13 protein-coding genes and 1 other RNA gene are annotated in these 18,587 nt (G+C 30.8%); 6 read left to right on the top strand and 8 right to left on the bottom strand.

Going from position 1 to position 18,587, the window contains the following annotated elements:
* Positions 1–23: 23 nt before the first annotated feature.
* Genes AJ881_RS02035 through mqnE form a run of 6 tightly spaced genes read right to left on the bottom strand, consistent with a single transcriptional unit; the run spans position 24 to position 6,668 of the window.
* A complete protein-coding gene (locus tag AJ881_RS02035) occupies positions 24–2,495 on the bottom strand; it encodes an efflux RND transporter permease subunit (protein WP_070283204.1) in 2,472 nt (823 codons plus the stop codon).
* Positions 2,495–3,064: an ABC transporter substrate-binding protein gene (locus AJ881_RS02030; RefSeq protein WP_002893960.1), complete on the bottom strand. Its 570-nt coding sequence runs from the start codon at positions 3,062–3,064 to the stop codon at positions 2,495–2,497. Before AJ881_RS02030 ends, AJ881_RS02035 begins: the two co-directional genes overlap by 1 nt.
* Before the next feature lie 9 nt (positions 3,065–3,073).
* Positions 3,074–3,772 carry a VacJ family lipoprotein gene (locus tag AJ881_RS02025; RefSeq protein ID WP_070283205.1) on the bottom strand — a complete coding sequence of 233 codons (699 nt, stop codon included), beginning with the start codon at positions 3,770–3,772 and terminating at the stop codon, positions 3,074–3,076.
* A gap of 44 nt (positions 3,773–3,816) precedes the next feature.
* Positions 3,817–4,260, bottom strand: coding sequence for a phosphoribosyltransferase (locus tag AJ881_RS02020; RefSeq protein ID WP_002853580.1), 444 nt, complete (start codon positions 4,258–4,260; stop codon positions 3,817–3,819).
* A 14-nt stretch (positions 4,261–4,274) separates the two neighbouring features.
* Positions 4,275–5,594 carry an NCS2 family permease gene (locus AJ881_RS02015; RefSeq protein WP_070283206.1) on the bottom strand — a complete coding sequence of 440 codons (1,320 nt, stop codon included), beginning with the start codon at positions 5,592–5,594 and terminating at the stop codon, positions 4,275–4,277.
* A gap of 9 nt (positions 5,595–5,603) precedes the next feature.
* Positions 5,604–6,668 carry an aminofutalosine synthase MqnE gene (gene mqnE / locus AJ881_RS02010; RefSeq protein WP_002862042.1) on the bottom strand — a complete coding sequence of 355 codons (1,065 nt, stop codon included), beginning with the start codon at positions 6,666–6,668 and terminating at the stop codon, positions 5,604–5,606.
* Positions 6,669–6,810: 142 nt separating this feature from the next.
* Between mqnE and AJ881_RS02005 the strand changes: the two genes are divergently transcribed.
* From AJ881_RS02005 to fumC, 4 genes are read left to right on the top strand one after another with little or no spacing between them, the layout of a single operon-like run.
* Positions 6,811–9,159 (top strand): hypothetical protein, encoded by a 2,349-nt coding sequence (locus AJ881_RS02005; RefSeq protein ID WP_002862041.1) that lies wholly within the window; start codon positions 6,811–6,813, stop codon positions 9,157–9,159.
* Between the two features lie 3 nt (positions 9,160–9,162).
* Positions 9,163–10,959, top strand: a complete 1,797-nt coding sequence (glmS, locus tag AJ881_RS02000) for a glutamine--fructose-6-phosphate transaminase (isomerizing) (RefSeq protein WP_070283207.1) — start codon at positions 9,163–9,165, stop codon at positions 10,957–10,959.
* A gap of 2 nt (positions 10,960–10,961) precedes the next feature.
* On the top strand, positions 10,962–14,087 hold the full coding sequence (locus AJ881_RS01995) for a S8 family serine peptidase (RefSeq protein ID WP_070274169.1): 3,126 nt from the start codon (positions 10,962–10,964) through the stop codon (positions 14,085–14,087).
* 56 nt (positions 14,088–14,143) lie between these two features.
* Positions 14,144–15,535 carry a class II fumarate hydratase gene (fumC, locus tag AJ881_RS01990; protein WP_070283208.1) on the top strand — a complete coding sequence of 464 codons (1,392 nt, stop codon included), beginning with the start codon at positions 14,144–14,146 and terminating at the stop codon, positions 15,533–15,535.
* A 28-nt stretch (positions 15,536–15,563) separates the two neighbouring features.
* Here fumC and AJ881_RS01985 read toward each other — a convergent pair whose 3' ends face one another.
* Positions 15,564–16,607 (bottom strand): AI-2E family transporter, encoded by a 1,044-nt coding sequence (locus tag AJ881_RS01985; protein ID WP_070243123.1) that lies wholly within the window; start codon positions 16,605–16,607, stop codon positions 15,564–15,566.
* 3 nt (positions 16,608–16,610) lie between these two features.
* The gene (ruvB, locus tag AJ881_RS01980) at positions 16,611–17,618 is read right to left on the bottom strand and encodes a Holliday junction branch migration DNA helicase RuvB (RefSeq protein ID WP_070277615.1); all 1,008 of its coding nucleotides are present in this window, start codon (positions 17,616–17,618) and stop codon (positions 16,611–16,613) included.
* A gap of 90 nt (positions 17,619–17,708) precedes the next feature.
* Between ruvB and AJ881_RS01975 the strand changes: the two genes are divergently transcribed.
* On the top strand, positions 17,709–18,119 hold the full coding sequence (locus AJ881_RS01975; RefSeq protein ID WP_002783915.1) for a hypothetical protein: 411 nt from the start codon (positions 17,709–17,711) through the stop codon (positions 18,117–18,119).
* Positions 18,120–18,478: a transfer-messenger RNA gene (gene ssrA / locus AJ881_RS01970) on the top strand.
* The last annotated feature ends 109 nt before the right edge of the window (positions 18,479–18,587 follow it).

The following is an 18,587-nucleotide window of genomic DNA, read 5'->3' as shown; positions in this document are numbered from 1 at the left end:
AAATTTTTTAAAATATATAGCTATTATTGTTTTAATATATGCTCTTTATGTTGGTTTAGAAGCTTGGTTTTCTTAGAATAAATAGTAATTAAAAAGCTTGGTAATAAGAACAAACTTCCACTTAAAAGCAAAATCATTACAAAAACGGTTAAAATTCCAAAATAAATTGTTGGAATGAAATTGCTACTCATCATAACACTAAAACCTAAAACTATGCTAATGGTGGTATAATAAAGTGCCGAACCTATACTAAGGTGAGAAATCATAATGGCTTCTTCTAGGCTTTTGTTTTTAATTTCTTCCCCAAAACGATAAATATAGTGCAGGGCATCATCAACGCCTATACCTATAGCAATAGCAGCTATAGTAATACTCATCATATCCAAAGGAATACCTAAAAGCCCCATAAGAGCAAAAACCACACTTAAAGGAATAACATTTACCAATATAGCCGCAACTGAAAATTTTAAATCTCTAAAAACAATGATAAAAAGTATAAAAATAGCTAAAATTACAAATATAAGAGTATCAAATTGCGATGAAAAAAGACTTTGAAGCATATTATTATAAAGCACCATTATGCCTGTGATTTGAACTTCTACTCCATCATTTTTTACAAGCTCGTTGAGCTGTTTTTTAAGATCTATTAAAAACTCATTACGTCTTAAATTCGGATCAGAATCAACAATACGCATGCTAAATCTTAACTCGTTATTTTCTATGCTTACAAAAGGTGAAAGCAAGTCTTGTTTAAATTTAGCAGGTAAATTCTCATTTAAAAACGCAAGGGCAAAATCATCTAACTCTTTTCCATCGTTGATATTTTTCCCTAGGGTTAAAAGACTATTAAGACTTAAAACCGAGCCTACAAATTTTTTGTTTTCTAAAAATTCATGAACTTTTTTTGCAATACGTGTTTTTTTAGAGTCAAACCAATAAGTTTCTTGTGTGGCTAAATTTTCAAATTCACTTTCAAAACTATCAAGAGTATCACTTGTGTTTTGATCGTTTTTATTATTTGGAAAACGAATGATCACTTCTAAAGGCAAGGTTCCACCTAGATTTTTATCAATAACCAAAAGTCCTTTTTTGATTTCACTACCATCTTTGAAATAATTGACAAAAGAATTTTCAACTCTGAGTTTTGAAATGCCTATTAAAGCTAAGATTATAGCAAGAACTGAAATTCCATAAATCATGCGACGCTTTTTAGGATCAAGAGCGGTTTTGGCACAAAAGGCTAAAAGATTAAATTTAAACTCTTTTTTATGATAATTTTTTGGTTTTAAAAGAACTAAGATACTTGCTAAAAACAAATAACTAAAGATAAGAGCTAAACCTATACCTATACTCATCATAATGCCAAGTTTTATGATAGGTTCGATATTTGATAGGATTAAAGAAAAAAATCCTATCATCGTTGTAACAATGGCATAAAGGCTAGGATTTGCTTTGGCTAGTAAGGTTTCAAGCACTATGCGCTCAACTTTAGCTTTGGGATGATTTTGGGTGCTTTCGATAAAATGCGTGATCAAATGAACAACTACACTTAAGGTGATAATTAAAACTAAAGCAACGTAATTTGATGAAATAACTGTGATTTGAAAATTTAAAAGTGCAAAAACTCCACTAGCCGCACTTAAGCTTATAAAACAAATAAAAAGAGGTAAAAAAACAAAACGCCATGAACGGAAAAAATAATAAAGTGCAAGTCCTAGTAAAAATACAAGAGAAACACCATAAAGCACAAGATCAGATTTTATATAAGCTATCATATCATCAGCGATCATGCTTACACCACCAAGGTAGAGCGTATCTTTATTTTTTTCATAAGTGCGAACTATGCTTTTAATAGTATCTAGACTTTGTTTCGTGATAACTTTTTGCTTGTCTTGATGTTCTTTTATGGCAAGACGAATTTGATCTTTTTCTTTTTCATCGGTAGCAAGATCGCGTTTTTCTATAAGATTATTATAAACTGTATCAGGCTTTAAGTAAATAATAAGCCCTGTTACTTTTCCATCTTTTGAGATGATATTATTTTTATAAAAGGGACTATTTAAAATTTCATTTTGGGCTTTTGTGCGGTTTATGTCTAGGCTTTCTATATTTGGGATATTTTTTAAAAGTTCTTTTAAATCCGTATTTTGCGAACTTTGAAGCAAAGGGGCATTGATGATACTAAAAACGCGTTCTACTAAAGGAGCCTTTTCTAATTCTTCATGAAGTTTTTTTAATTTGGCTAAATTTTCATTTGAAAAAGGTTTTTCATCATAGGGTTTGAAGGCTAAAAGTAAAAAATTATCACTTTTATAATGTTTTGAAATTTCTCTAAAAGTTTTTAAATCTGCATCATCTTCTAAAAGTAAACTTTCAGCACTTGCATCTACACTAAGCTTAAAAGCAAAAAAGCTTAAAAACAGGCATATAAACAAGGTTCCAAAAAAAGTACTTTTTGGACGAGAAATAAAAAACTTTAAAAGCTTTGCAAACATTATTCTATGACAATACTTTCAAGTTTTTGAAGCAGGGCATCAAAGCCTTGGTTGGCTAAAATATCTCCAAATTGTGATCTATAAGTTTGTACTATACTCACGCCTAAAACATCTACATCATAAATAAGCCAGTTGTTATTATCATTGTAAAATTTGAAAATGATATTTTTTTCTTCCCCATCTACTACCATAGAAGTAGTTAAAAAATAGCGTTTTTCATTTTTTAACTCACCATTTTTGACCTTTAAAACCTGATCTTTATAAAGACTGAGTTTATCGGTAAAACTTTTTTTAAGACTTGTTTCAAAGGCTGTGGTAAATTTTTCTTGTTCTTTTGGGGTTAATTTAGAATAATTTTTCGAAAGACTGAGTTTTGCCATGAGTTTATAATCTATTATGCTATCAAAAAGTTTAAAAATTCCATCAGCAGCTTGTTTTTTGTCTTCTTTGCTATCTTGTAAAAGTTTTAAGCTTGCATCAATGTTTTTTTGCATAGTACTAGAAATTTCATCTAGTTGTAAGGCAAAAGCATTAAAAAATAAAGCCAAGATTAAAAATATTTTTTTCATTATTTTCCTTTATTTGCTAAGTTCATTGCGTCTTTGCTCGTAAGCATCACGCAAGAATGGATATAAATTAGGCGTGTTGTGATAAATTTCATCAATTTCATCAAGTCTAAAACTAAATTCATTACCAAATCCATAAGCACTTATAGCTATACTTGCCCAAGTAGGATCAATGTAAGCAGTAAAAGTTGCATACCAAGTTGCAGGTAAAGCAAGAGTATCTCTAAGATTACTAGGGCCGAGTATAGGTAAGACAATATGAAAACCGCTTCCTACACCCCAGTGAGCTAAAACACTTCCTAAGTCCGAGGGATGTTTTTTAAGACCCATTTTTGATGCCACATCCATAAGTCCACCAAAACCCATGATGGTATTGGCGGTAAATCTTTTAAATTCTTCTCCAGCTTCTTCAAATTTAAACTGCAAAACATTGCCTACAAAACGCAAAGGAGCAAGTAAATTATTAAAGAAATTTCTTACTCCTAATCTTATAAATTCAGGGGTCATGGCGTTATAGCCCTTAAGAACGGGACGCAAACCATAATCATACAAAGCCACATTAAAGCTTGTCATAGCTTTGTTATATCCTGAAAGTGGATCGTTTACTTGATAGTTTTGGTATTCTTGTTCAAAATCATCTAAATTTTGTTCTTTAGCAAAAGCAAAAATAGTAAAAAAAATTAAAATAAAAGATATAAATTTTATTCTCAAGCAAAAACTCCTAAAAATTTTAAAAGTAAGATTATAGCAAATTTTTAATCAAGATTTATATCCCAGTAAAAATCCACCCATTCAGTAGCCTCTTTTACTTTAAAATCAGGCTCCAAAAGAGCAGTTTTTTTATAAAAAATGGTTGCAATTTTAAGTTCTATATGAGGAAATTTTTCAAGCAAAACTTTTTTTATTTCTGCTAAACTTTCTCCACTATCTACTATATCATCAATGAGTAGAATTTTTTTGTGCTTGCTTAAATCAGGAATGTTAAAAATTTCAATAGTATCAAGTTTTTTTGTATTATCGTAATGAATTGAGTTTAAAGCAAAAAGCTGACGTGTTTTTAAAGCCACTGCTAAAGAGTGTCCTAAACTCATCCCTCCTCTTGCTATAGCTAAAAGTGCATCGGGGTTAAAATCTTTTTTAATTTCTTTAGCAAGAATTTTTACATCTTCTTTAAATTCTTCATAGGAGTAAAATATCATTATATATCCTTAATTTATTGTAGTGCCATAAGTAAAAAATTACCCAAAGATAATAAACTTAAAACTATAATGCCAAGATTGATTTTATCCCATTCGCGTTTAAAAATTCTTACAAGCAAATAAGAAAGAAAACCAAAAGCAAAACCTGTGGTAATGGAGTAAGTAAAAGGCATCATGATAATAGTAAAAAAGCTTGCTACAGCTATAGCACTATCTTTAAAATCTATATTTTTAACTTCCATAAACATTAAAATTCCAACCATTACAAGTACGGGGTATATTGCGTTTGCAGGAATGGCTTTAAAAAGTGGCAGTAAAAAAAGTGTAAAAGCAAAACAAATAGCTACAACTAAAGCTGCAAGCCCCGTTCTTCCTCCGCTTTCAACCCCTGTAGTGCTTTCTACAAAAGCAGTAACTGTAGAAGTACCTGTCATAGCTCCTAAGGCTGATCCTGTTGCATCTGCCATTAAGGTTTTGCTTAGTTTTTTTTCTCCATTTTTGGGATCATTAAAAATCTTTCCTCTTTCACCCACACCTGTGATAGTTCCTATACTATCAAAAAGTTGAGTGATAAAAAAAGTAAGAATTATAGGTATCATAGTAATATTTAAGGCACTTTTGATATCAAGTTGTAAAAAGATGGCTCCTAAACCATTTTCCATGCTAAAATTTGGCAAAGAAAAGATTTGCACAGGAAAACTTGCATTATCTAAATGAAAAATCCAAGCGATAATAGAGCTTGCTAATACCCCCAAAATAAAAGCTCCGCGAAGTTTTATAGCCCAAAAAAAGATGATTAAAGCTAGAGTAAAAATTCCAAAAAACACATGGGGGATTTTGAAATTTCCTATGCTGACTAAAGTATCTTTATTATGCATTATCACACCCATTTGACTTAAGCCTAAAAATGCAATAAAACAACCTATACCGGCACAAATTGCAAGACGTAAATCTTTTGGGATATTGCGGATTACCCAAAGGCGAAAATGCGTAAAGGAAAGTATGAGAAAAATAATACTTGAAATAAAAACAGCTCCTAAGGCGCTTTGCCAAGCTATGTTTTGACCTAAACAAACTGCAAAGGTAAAATAAGCATTTAAACCCATTCCAACACTCATAGCTACAGGAGTATTGGCAAAAAAAGCATTAAAAGCACTTGCAACTATGGTGATTAAAGCTGTTGCGGTGATTAAAGCTTCTATAGGCATTCCTGTATTTCCTACTATGCTAGAATTTACAGGGATAATGTAAACCATAGCCAAAAAAGTAGTAAGCCCTGCTATAACTTCGGCTTTAAAACTCGTATTGTTTTCTTTGAGTTTAAAAAAGTCCATTTTTTCTCCTTAGTAGGTTTTTAGCTCGTTATATAAACTATCGCGTTCTACAGGAATAAGATTTGAAGTTTTTATCATATCGATAAAAGTTTTTAAACTTGTGCCTTTAGCAGATTTTGCACCACCTGCACTCTGTATGCTTTCTTTTTCTATGGTACCGTCTAAATCATTAGCTCCAAATTCTTGTGCTACCATGGCTAAATTTAAAGTCATTGTTGCCCAGTAAGCTTTGATATTTTTAATATTATCAAGCACTAAACGAGCAATGGCAATGGTTTTTAAAATTTCTTCACTATCCATGATTTTATCAGTTTGTATAAAGCTATTATCCCTTTGCCAAACTAGAGGGATAAAAGCATTAAATCCACCGGTTTGATCTTGAAGATCACGCAGTCTTAACATATGATCGATCCTATGATGTCTTTCTTCTATATGCCCAAAAAGCATGGTAGCATTACTTTGTTTGCCTTTTTCATGCCAAAGTTTATGAATTTTAAGCCAATTTTCACTGCTAACTTTTCCATGACAAATTTTCTTACGCACTTCTTCATCAAAAATTTCAGCTCCACCCCCAGGCATAGAATCAACGCCGTATTCAAGCATTTTTTCTATCACTTCTTCATAGCTCATTTTAAAACGGCGATGTAAAAAATCAATCTCGGCAGCAGTCATAGCTTTCACATGAAGATTGGGATATTTTTCTTTTATCATTTTAAAAATTTCTAAATACCACTGCCAAGTTGTATCTTTGTTGTGAGCTGAAACGATATGCACTTCTTTAGTTTCTCGTTTTACGGTTTCATCAACAATTTTCATGATTTCTTCATGAGTCATCAAATAAGGATTAGGATTTTTTCGGTGTGCTGAAAAGGCACAAAATTTACAGGTATCTGCACAGATATTAGTTGGATTGATATGGCGATTAATATTAAAATAGACTTTTTTTCCATGAAGTTTAGTGCGTTTTTTGTGAGCGTATTTGCCTAGGGTAAAAAGATCTAAATCCCAAAGTGCATTGGCTTCTTCTTGGTTTAATCTTTCTTCATTTTCTAGTTTGGTAATTAAATTTTTCATTTTAATTTTACTCTTTTGCTGTTTTTAAATAAAGCATTATAATTTTTGCTTACTGAAAAAGAGTTTATAGAAAAAGCCAAAATAAAAGATATTTTTGTTAAGATTATTATTAAAATATTAAAATTTAAAGAGAGTGGAAATTTTGTTAAATAAAGAATTAGAAATTTTTAAAAAAAATCTTAGTTCCTATACCCAAAGTTGTAGAAAATTTTTTCTTAAGCAAGGGGCGTTTAGCTTATATCATTCTAAAAATATGGATAATTTCATAAAAAAAGCTTATGATATAGTTCTTAAAGATTATTTTGATGATTTTTCACCTCCAAGTGATAATATCCCTTTTTGTGTTTTAGCAAGCAAAGCATATGCAAACAATAGTCTTTGTTTTAATGAAAGTATTTCTTTGATTTTTGTTTATAAAGATATTAAGGCTTTTCATTTAAAACCTATGATTAAGGCTTTTATCGAAATTTTAAATGATGCGCATTTGCAAATTAATTCGGTTGTCTTAGAATTTAATGGACTTTATAATGCTAGCAATGAGCTTAAGACTTCTATAATACAAACTCGTTTCATATGTGGTTCTAGGATTTTATTTAAAGGGATTAAGACAAAATTTGAGAGTATTTTAAAAGAAAATAAAAATGATTTTGCCAAGCTTTTGCTAGAAAATTTTAAAGAATTTGATATTCCATTTATAAAGCAAGAATTTAATATCTTAAAAGATTTTGGCGGATTAAATCATTTAAGATCCTTAGAGGGTTTGCTTGTTCTTTTTAAGACTTCTCCAAAAAATTATGCTTTAAATTTTATAGATGAAAAAAATTTAAGCGAGTTACGTTTAGCTGGAGACTTTTTACTTTCTTTAAAATCAGCGATGAATTTATTAAGTGCTAAAGATGAGGATGAGTTTTTACTTATTAATGTTCATGACTTGAGTGAATTAATGTATAAAAAAGCTAAAAAACATTTTGGAGCAAATGAGTTGTTGGTTCAAAAGGCTTTGCAAAGTATGCATACTATAGGTTTTTATACACACTTTCTAGCAAAGCAAATTCAAGATGGATTAAATCATACTCTTAAACAAGAATATAAATTTAAAACTCTTGTGGAAGTTTTAGAATACTTATTAAAACTTGAAGATAAACAGGTTATTTTCGATCTTAACTTGGTTTTTGCCCTAAGAAGATTGAAATACGGTAAAAAAGATATAGAAAAAGCTTTAATGCTTTTTGAGAAAATTTTTTATAAAAGGCATAGTTTTTGTGTTTTAAAGCTTTTGCTTGATAGTGGAATTTTAAAAGATTTATGCAAGCCTTTTTGGACAGTTCGTTTTTTAAGTGATGAAGAAGGAAATTATAGTTTTGATGAGCAAGTTTTTCTTATGTTAAGTGAATTTGAAAAATACGAAGATGAGCTTGAGATACTCCAAAAACTTAAAACCGATGAAAAAATGATTTTAAAGCTTGTGATACTTTTAAGCGCTATAGAAAGTGAAAATGAAATTTCTTTAGCAGGCATATATAGAGCGTATTGCTCCAAATTTGATTTAAAGAATGAAATTTTAGAATGGGGTCTTAAAATATTTAAAAACAATAATGCCTTAAAAGATCTTGTAGAAAAAGAAGATATATATAATCCTATTGTTGTAAGTAGCTTGGTTTCTAAACTAGAAAATTTAAAAAATTTAGAGCTTTTATACACTTTAACTTGGCTAAAGGCTAAGGCTTTAAATTACAATGCTTTTTATTTTAGAGTTCTTGATAAACTTTTAGAAAATGCAAAACAAGGTTTTGAAGATGAAAATCTACTTGAAGAAAGTGCAAGAAGAGTAAAAAAAGAATTAACACTTAAAAGAAGTAAGATTTTTTTAGAGCAAGATGAAATTTTGCAAGATAAAATCATACATATCAAATCAAATCTTTTTATTATAAAAAATACTTTTGAAGATATTGTTATGATTTCTAAATTAGCCAAAGAAAATGATTTTAAATTTTGGTTTAGTAATGAAACAAATCTTAGTTTGCAAATTGTTGCACCACTTCATTTTAATATTGCCATTATTTTAAGTTCTTTAACAAATTTAAATCTTATTTTCATGAATTTTTTTGAACTTTTTGATGATAAAATTTATTTAAGATTTGAATATGATAATATTATCAGCGATGAGCAAAAACTAAAACTTTGCGAGCTTTTAAATTCAAATCTTTCTGGTTTTAATTTGAAAAAAATTAAAAAGCCAGTCATTAAAAAAGATGAGTTAAAATTAGACTTAAACTATTCTAAAATGTATGCCAAATTAGGTCTTAATACCAAAGATCAGCAAGGTTTAATGGCGTATTTGATGAATGTTTTTAATGAACTTGAACTTGTTTTATGTGCAGCAAAAATTCAAACCATAAGACAAAGGACGCGTAATATTTTTATTTTTCAAAAGAATGAAAAATTAGAACATAGCGAGCAAAAGTTAGTTAATTTATTAATAAGTGAGTAAAAAATGTGTGGAATTGTAGGCTATATAGGAAATAATGAAAAAAAACAAATTATACTAAATGGACTTAAAGAATTAGAATACCGTGGCTATGATAGTGCGGGTATGGCAGTGATGCAAGAAGGAGAGCTTAGTTTTTTTAAAGCTGTAGGAAAACTTGAAAATTTGGCGAATAAATGCACGGATTTTGAAAGTCAAGGTTATGGTTTTGCTATAGGTCATACAAGATGGGCAACTCATGGTAAGCCTACTGAAATCAATGCACATCCTCATTTAGGACAGTATTCTTGTGTGATTCACAATGGTATTATAGAAAATTATAAAGAAATCAAAGATAAACTTGAAAAAGAAGGCGTGAGTTTTTTAAGTCAAACCGATACTGAAGTTATTGTCCAGCTTTTTGAATTTTACGCAAGAAATTTGGGAGTTTTTGAAGCTTGGCAAAAAACCATCAAAGAACTTCGCGGTGCTTTTGCTACTTTGTTAGTAACAAAAAAAGATCCCAATCATGTGTATTTTGCAAAAAATGCTGCTCCTTTGATTATCGGTAAAAATGCAAATAAAGAATGGTATTTTTCTTCAGGTGATGCACCTTTGATAGGAAGTTGTGATGAGGTAATGTATCTTGAAGATTTAAGCTTGGGATACGCGAGTAAAGATGAGCTTGTTGTTTATGAAAATGATGTTTTAAAATCACTTTGTTTTTCTAAGCTTTCAGGCGATAAGGCTTATGCAAAAAAAGACGGCTTTCGTTTTTTTATGGAAAAAGAAATTTATGAACAAAGTCGCGTGATGAGTGAAGTTTTAATGGGACGTATTCAAGGCGATGAAGTCGTTTTTGATGAGCTAAGCAATGAAGATTTAAGTCAAGTAGATGAAATCACGCTTTGTGCTTGTGGAACAAGCTATCATGCTGCAATGGCAAGTGCTTATTTGTTTGAAAGAATTGCTAAAGTTAAAGCTAAAGTAGAAATTGCAAGTGAATTTCGATACCGTGAAGCAATTATAAAAAAAGATTCTTTATTTATCGTTATTTCTCAAAGTGGAGAAACAGCAGACACTTTAGAGGCTTTAAAGATTGCAAAAGAGCAGGGCGCTAAGACTTTTGCAATTTGTAATGTGGATAATTCTAATATAGTACGTTTAGCACACCTAAGTCTTTTAACTCGTGCGGGCATAGAAAAAGGAGTTGCTTCAACTAAAGCTTTTGCCACTCAGGTTTTAACACTTTGGATGCTTGCTATTTTTATGGCGCAAAAAAGAAATTTAAATGTTTCTGCTGAAATTAAAGCGCTTTTACATACTCCAAATTGTGTGAGTGTAAAACAGGCTTTACATGAAAAAATTCATCGTTTATCCAAGCGTTATTTAGATGGACATGGCTTTTTCTTTATAGGTAGAGATGTGTTTTATCCTTTGGCCTTAGAAGGAGCTTTAAAACTTAAAGAATTATCTTATCTTCACGCTGAGGGTTATCCTGCAGGAGAGATGAAACATGGCCCTATTGCTCTGGCTGATTCTAAACTTTATACTATAGCTTTAATGCCAAAGCATATGCTTTATGAAAAAACAAAATCAAATGTTGAAGAGCTTATAGCTAGGGATTCTACAGTGCTTAGCATTTCGCCTTTAGAATTTGATTTGAGTGATGATTTTATAAAAACCAATGAGCAAGATCACTATATGTGTGAATTTTTTGAAATGATGATAATTACTCAACTTTTAGCAATGGAAATTTCTATAAGACTTGGTAATGATGTGGATATGCCAAGAAATTTGGCTAAAAGCGTAACGGTAGAATAGAAATGAAAAAATTTTTTTGTTTAACTTTCGTTTGCAAACTTTTTGCTTTAAGTGAATTTGAACTTCATCATATTGATAAAGTACATAAGCTAGGGTATAGTGGAGATACTATTATAATAGGTGTAGCCGATGATGCTTTTAATCAAGATCATATTAGTTTAAAGGATAAGATTTTAAAGTCTACTTATCCTACTGATACAGCTGGGAAACAGCTTATACCTGATTTGCAAAAATCAACACACGGAAGTCATGTAGCAGGTATAGCTGTTGGAGCAAAGATAGACGATAGTAAACCTTATGGAGTGGCTTATGGGGCAAAATTTTATGGAGCTGGGGTGTTTCCAAATGGCTCTTACACTCAAAATCCTAATATTTATAATTTTTTCAAAAATGTGAGTATTATTAATAATAGCTGGGGTATTAAATTTTATCCTTATTTTAATCTTAGGGCTTCAAATTCTGGATTAGTAGATTGTACTCAAACTAATCAAGGGAAAAGCTATAATATCTGTAATACTCCTTTGGAGTATGTTATGAAAGCAGATAAAGTTGCTAATGATATGATGAGGCTTAGCAAGGATAAGGGAGTATTAAATGTATTTGCTGCTGGTAATGAAGGAATTCTTAGCCCTGCTTTGCATGCGATTTTACCAAGTTATGATGAATCTTTAAGAGCTTGGTTGGCTGTTGGAGCTTTGGATGCAAATGAGATTACTTTAGAATCAGATGGGACTTTAACAATTAAAAGTCAAGGTTTGGCCGATTTTAGTAATGGTTTTAAGGGAGCTACGAATTTTTCTTTAGTTGCTGCTGGAGTAAATATTAATAATGTTGATTCAAGCACTAATGATAACTTTACAAAAAAAAGTGGAACTTCTATGGCAGCACCTATGGTGAGTGGAACAGCGGCACTGGTCAAGCAAAATTTCCCCTTTTTGGATGGTAAGCAAATTGCTGATATACTGTTAAGTACAGCAAATAAAAATTATAAGGCTCCAAAATTTACTGTTAAACAAGTAACCGATGGAACAAATCAACCTAAATTTCTTATTGTGTATATTTCGCAAGATCCACCTAAGATAGAAGATGAAATAAAACGGGATTTAAAACAGCTTTACAATGGAATGCAAGTTCAAGTTAATGGACAATGGATTGATTATAGTGATTATATTTGGGATAATAGAGATAGTGCGCAGTCGCAAAAACTTAATACTTCCACTATTAGTTCTATTAATGGAGTAGTTAGGGTTGAAAAAGAAGAATTATTTGGACAAGGAATTTTAGATGCACAAAAGGCGTTAAAAGGACTGAGTATTTTAGATGCAAACAGACTCAGTGACCAGGATGTATTAAAATATGATCAAGAACCTAATACAGCTTATTATACTATAAATACTGCAGGTTATGATGCTGAATTTTCTAATGATATTAGTCAAAGAAAATGGGATGAAAGTACTCATTTATCAAGCGCTATTAATAAACCTACACATTTAGCTAATCTTAACATAGGATTATCTAAAGAAGGTGAAGGTATTTTGATTATCAGTGGTCAAAATACTTATGAGGGTGCAACTTTAATCAAACAAGGAGAATTAAAGCTCAAAGGAAAAGTTAAAAATAATGCTTATGTAGAACAAGAAGCAATGCTAAGCGGTAATGGTATTGTAGGGCAAAATTTAAACAATAAAGGCATAGTTAGACCTGGAAATGAAGATTTGAGTGATTTAACCGTGCAAGGAACTTATACTCAAGAAGGAGTTGACTCTAAATTACAACTTGATTTTGGTAATTATAAAAATTCTAAACTGATTGCAAAAACTTATGATATTAAGAGCGGGAATTTAGAATATATTCCTTTACCTAAATACTATATCTTAAATAAGCCAGTGAAAATTAATTTAGGAGATTTGGAAAAAAGTTTATCATCTTTTAATCATGTTTTGGTGCAAAATACTTATGCTTTAAATTTTGACTTTGTTTTAAGTGATGATTTAGTGAGTATTAATAAAACCTTAATAAAACCTAATTTAAAACCCAATGCTTATGAAATTCCTAATACAAGCTTGGGAAATGCTTTAAGACAATTGCGATCTAGAGCAGACTTGAGTCGGACTTATCAGGAATTTTTTGCTTCTTTAGATAATGGAATAGATGTAAAGACTAAATTAAATAGAATAGAAGGTTCAGAGTATTTAAGCACTTTTAGTAATCATAATCAATCTAATTTGATACAAAATAACATATTGTTTACTCTTCATCCTCTTAATATTAATAATTTTGCACAAAACAATAATATGTTACTTGCTAGTGCTTATTTACCTAGAATTTTTAGTAATGAAGAATATTTTTGGCACCTTACTCCAAGCTATAAATACTATAAAGATAAAGATTTTTCAGGTCAAAAAACAGGTGCTAATATCTCTTTAGGAGAAAATTTCTCATCAGGCTTTTTAGCTTATGCTTTATCTCTTTCTAGCGCTAGATTTAATTTTAATAATGGTAGTGATTTGAAGAGTTATAATATGGACTTATTGTTTAATTATAACCATGATTTAGATTTTATAAAAATATTAAGTGGATTAGGTATAGGTGTAGGATTTAATACTCTTAATCGTTTTGTAGTAGAACAGCCAATTGAAGGCAAGTATAAAACATTGCAAACTTCAGCCCAGCTTGGTGTAACTAAAGATATTATTTTAGGTCAAGATTTTATTTTTAATCCTTTAATGTATTTTACACATAGTTTTTTTTATCAAGAAGATTTTAAAGAAAATAAAAGTCCTTTTGCTAAAAATTACGAAAGTTTAAAACATCATAGCATAAATGCAAATTTAGGTTTTAATCTTGCTAAAAATATAGAGCAAGATGATTATCAAGCTTCTTTTTCTAGTTTTGTAATTTTTGAAAAAAGAATTTATGGAAGAACTTTAGAAAATAAGGCTAGTTTTGTTGATTTTCCTATTGCTTTTATTCAAAAATATAAATTAAAAGATAATATTTTAAGTCAAGGTTTTAATTCAGAATTTTTATATAAAAACAATGTATTTTGGCAGTTTATGTTAATGAATAGATTTTCTCATAATGCCTATGAATTGCATTTAATGAGTTCAATAGGAAAACGTTTTTGAAAGTATTTATTTTTTTAGCTTATAATAAATAAAATTTTAATCAAAGGAAAAAAATTATGGAATACAGAGTTGAACATGATACCATGGGTGAAGTTAAGGTCCAAAATGACAAATATTGGGGAGCGCAAACTGAAAGAAGTTTTGAAAATTTCAAAATCGGTTGTGAGAAAATGCCAAAGGTTTTAATCTATGCTTTTGCAAATCTTAAAAAATCTTTAGCTTTAGTCAATAACAAACTTGGCAAACTTGATGATGCTAAAAAAAATGCTATAGTTCAAGCTTGTGATGAGATTATCGCAGGTAAATTTGATGATAATTTTCCACTTGCGATTTGGCAAACAGGTTCAGGTACGCAAAGCAATATGAATATGAATGAAGTTATTGCAAATCGTGCCACTGAAATCATGGGCGGGGATTTTCGCAAAGAAAAGCTTGTACATCCAAATGATCATGTTAATATGAGTCAAAGTTCAAATGATACTTTTCCAACTGCTATGAGTATTGTTGCGGTTGAGCAAGTAGAGAAAAAGCTCATCCCTGCGCTTGATGAGCTTATTGCAACTTTTGAAAAAAAAGTAAAAGAATTTGATGGTATTATCAAGATAGGACGCACGCATTTACAAGATGCTACGCCACTTACTCTAGCACAAGAATTTAGTGGATATCTTTCTATGCTTTTGCATTCAAAAGAGCAAATCATCGCTTCTTTACCAACTTTAAGAGAACTTGCCATAGGAGGAACCGCAGTAGGAACAGGGCTTAATGCGCATCCAGAATTAAGTCAAAAAGTAAGCGAAGAACTAACTCAACTTATAGGTACGAAATTTGTTTCAAGTCCAAATAAATTTCATGCTTTAACAAGTCATGATGCGATCAATTTTACTCATGGAGCTATGAAAGGTTTGGCTGCAAATTTAATGAAAATTGCAAATGATATAAGATGGTTAGCTTCAGGCCCAAGATGCGGTCTTGGTGAGCTTATCATCCCTGAAAATGAGCCAGGAAGTTCGATTATGCCGGGTAAGGTAAATCCTACCCAGTGCGAAGCTGTTACTATGGTTGCTGTACAAGTGATGGGAAATGATGCAGCTATTGGATTTGCAGCAAGTCAAGGAAATTTTGAACTTAATGTGTTTAAGCCTGTGATTATTTATAATTTCTTGCAAAGTCTTGATTTGTTGGCTGATTCTATGCATTCATTCAATATCCATTGTGCTGTAGGTATAGAACCAAATCGTGCAAAAATCGATCATAATCTTCATAATTCTTTAATGCTAGTTACCGCTCTAAATCCACACATAGGTTATGAAAATGCTGCTAAAGTAGCCAAAAATGCCCATAAAAAAGGTATTTCTTTAAAAGAAAGTGCAATGGAGCTTGGTTTGGTTAGCGAAGAAGATTTCAATAAATTTGTTGATCCTACTAAAATGATAGGCCCAAAAGCTTAAAACATAAAACTTGCCTTTTTAAGGCAAGTTAAATTAAATTCTTATCTTTTAAAATCACATACATTCTTAAAGTTGATACAAAAAAGGTTAAAATTGCAGGACCTAGTATAATACCCCAAAAACCAAAGGTAGAAATTCCTGCTATCATAGCCAAGAAAATTAAAAGTTCGTTGATTTTGGTTGGGGTTTTTACAAGTTTTTTGTTGATCCATTTGATGATTAAAGGTTTGATTAAAGTATCTGCTATAAAAGAAATTACAATTACAGAATAAATAAAAATAACAAGAGCTGAGTTAAGATTGTTTGAGGCAAATTCATAAAGACTTACAGGCACATAAATTAAAGCTCCTCCTATAGCAGGTATGAGAGAACTTACAGCAAAAATTACTCCCATTAAAATTCCATCATAACCATAAAACATTGTGATTAAACCAAAAAGTGCACCTTGAAATATCGCTACAATCACCATAGAGTAAAGCACAACAGCCATAACATTACCCACTTCACTTAAAACATCATCGAGTTCTTTTTTATCAATAGGAATGATGGATTTAAGATAGATAACAAGTTCTGTTCCATATAAATTTGCAAAGAAGTAAAACACACAAATTAAAACCATATCTATAAGAAATTTAGCTCCTGATTTTGTAAAACTTGAAGCATAACTTAGAATTTGTTTAGAAATGCTATTTAAATCTATAGAAGCTAAAAATTCTTTGATTTTAGGTTCTAAAAAATTAAAGCTTTCAGGCAAGGTAAATTGATAGTTTTTGACATAATCAAGTGTTTGTGTAATTAAATTAATATCAAAATTCTTTAAAGCTTTGGCAAGTTCTATCATGGCATAAACAAAAGGTGCAAAGAAAAGCAAAACCATGCAAGCTGTTGTAAGAATGGAAGCTAAAAATTTATGTCCTTTAGTAAGATTTAAAAATTTTGCATTGATGTTTGAGGTAGCTACCGCCATTAAACTAGCTATGATAATCACAAGTAAAAAACCTTTAAAAAGATAAAGCAAAAGAAATAAAATAACTAAAATAAAGCTTATAAGAAAGATTTTTCCATTTTGCAAAATTTACTCCTCAAATAAAGTTTTTTCATAGTTTAATTTTAAAGCACTATAGCTTTTTGTGCTAGCTATACGCCCTTTTGCAGTGCGTTCTATATAGCCATTAGCAAGCAAATAAGGCTCGATTACATCTTCTATGGTATTTTCATCTTCGCTTAAAGCCGCAGCAATACTTGCAAGCCCGATAGGTTTTTGCTTAGCAGCGGTTAAAAGTTCAAGATATCTTAAATCCATCGCATCAAAACCAAGCTCATTAACTCCTAAAGAATTTAAGGCTTCATTAGCTCTTTTTTCTGTGATAATCTCTTCATCATTAACATCGGCAAAATCTCTAACTCTTTTTAAAAGCCTTAGAGCTATTCTAGGGGTTGAACGACTTCTTTTAGCGATCTCAAGTGCGGCTTTTTCTTCGCAAGTTTTATTAAGTTTTAAAGTTGCTTTTTGCAAGATGAGAGCAAGTTCACTATCTTTGTAAAATTCTAATCTAAATTGCATACCAAAACGATCGCGCAAAGGATTGCTAAGCATACCTGCACGCGTTGTAGCCCCTATAAGAGTAAATTTTGGTAAATCGATTTTTATGGTTTGAGCAGCTGGACCACTACCTATGATAATATCAAGGCGATAATCCTCCATCGCAGGGTAAAGTACTTCTTCGATAGCAGGGCTTAAACGATGAATTTCATCGATAAAAAGTATATCTCCTTCGCTAAGATTGGTTAAAATAGCGGCTAAATCCCCGCTTTTTTCTATCATAGGAGCGGCGGTTGTTTTGATATTTGCACCCATTTCATAGGAGATGATATTAGCTAGTGTTGTTTTTCCAAGTCCTGCAGGACCACTAAAAAGTATATGATCTAAACATTCATTACGTTTTTTAGCTGCAGCTATAAAGACATTTAAATTTTTTTTAATGCTTTCTTGACCTATATAACCATCAAAATTTGAAGGACGCAACGAAGTTTCGTAAGTTTCATCAAAGGAGTATTTTTCTATTTCTACTATTCTATCCATATCTTTGCTTATATTTTGGAAAAATTAAAATAAGATTTTAGCTAAAATTTGCTAGAATTTATATTAAACTTTAATGATTATGGTTTAAAAATGGGAATTTTAACAAAATTAGAATTAGATTATGAAATTGACGATATAGAAAAATTTTTACAATTTTTTAGAACCATGTGTGATAGGTTTGAACCTTTAATCATCAAGCTTGGAAGCGATAGTGTGCGTTATAAAGAAGCTATAAAAGAGCTTGAAACTTTAGCACACAATACCGCTTGGGCAGCAAGACGTTTAAATCTTGAAGAAGTGACTGATTTTTGCGTATTTTGCGAAGAGATGATGGCACAAGCAAATCGCTTTAACGGGCCTGCTAGTGATGAATTTACGGATTGGATGCTTTTGATGAGTGATCAGTTTGAAAAATATTGTCGTTCATATGAAAATGATGATTCTGTTTTAGCGGTTTTTAATCCTTTAATTGTTAATGTTCCAAATATTATTTCTAAATAAGGGAGCGACTTGGCTTCGACAGGAGTAAGTCTGCTTAGATGGCATGTCGCTTTGGGCAAAGCGTAAAAAGCCCAAATAAAATTAAACGCAAACAACGTTAAATTCGCTCCTGCTTACGCTAAAGCTGCGTAAGTTCAGTCGAGCCTGAAATTTAAGTCATACTATCTAGCTTAATTTTCGGTCATTTTTGATAGTGTAGCCTTGCGTTTGACAAGCGTTGAGGTGAAATAAAGTCTTAGCCTTGCTTTTGAGTTTTGGAAGATGAGCGAAGTAGGGTGAAGTAGTCATCTTTGCTAAGCATGTAGAGATCTTTGTGGGATTATTTTTGGACAGGGGTTCGATTCCCCTCGCTTCCACCATCACGCTAATGTTAAGTAAATCATAAGTTTATTTCAAATTTTTAGAATTTTTTATATGAAGTTAAGATCGATTTATTACCCTTAAAACTTTGATATATTAAGTTTTATA

Origin of the sequence: Campylobacter sp. BCW_6460 (assembly GCF_001762705.1) — a bacterium.
GTDB classification, from domain to species: domain Bacteria; phylum Campylobacterota; class Campylobacteria; order Campylobacterales; family Campylobacteraceae; genus Campylobacter_D; species Campylobacter_D jejuni.
Note: the sequence above shows the minus strand (reverse complement) of the source record. Positions and strands in the feature narration are given on the sequence as shown.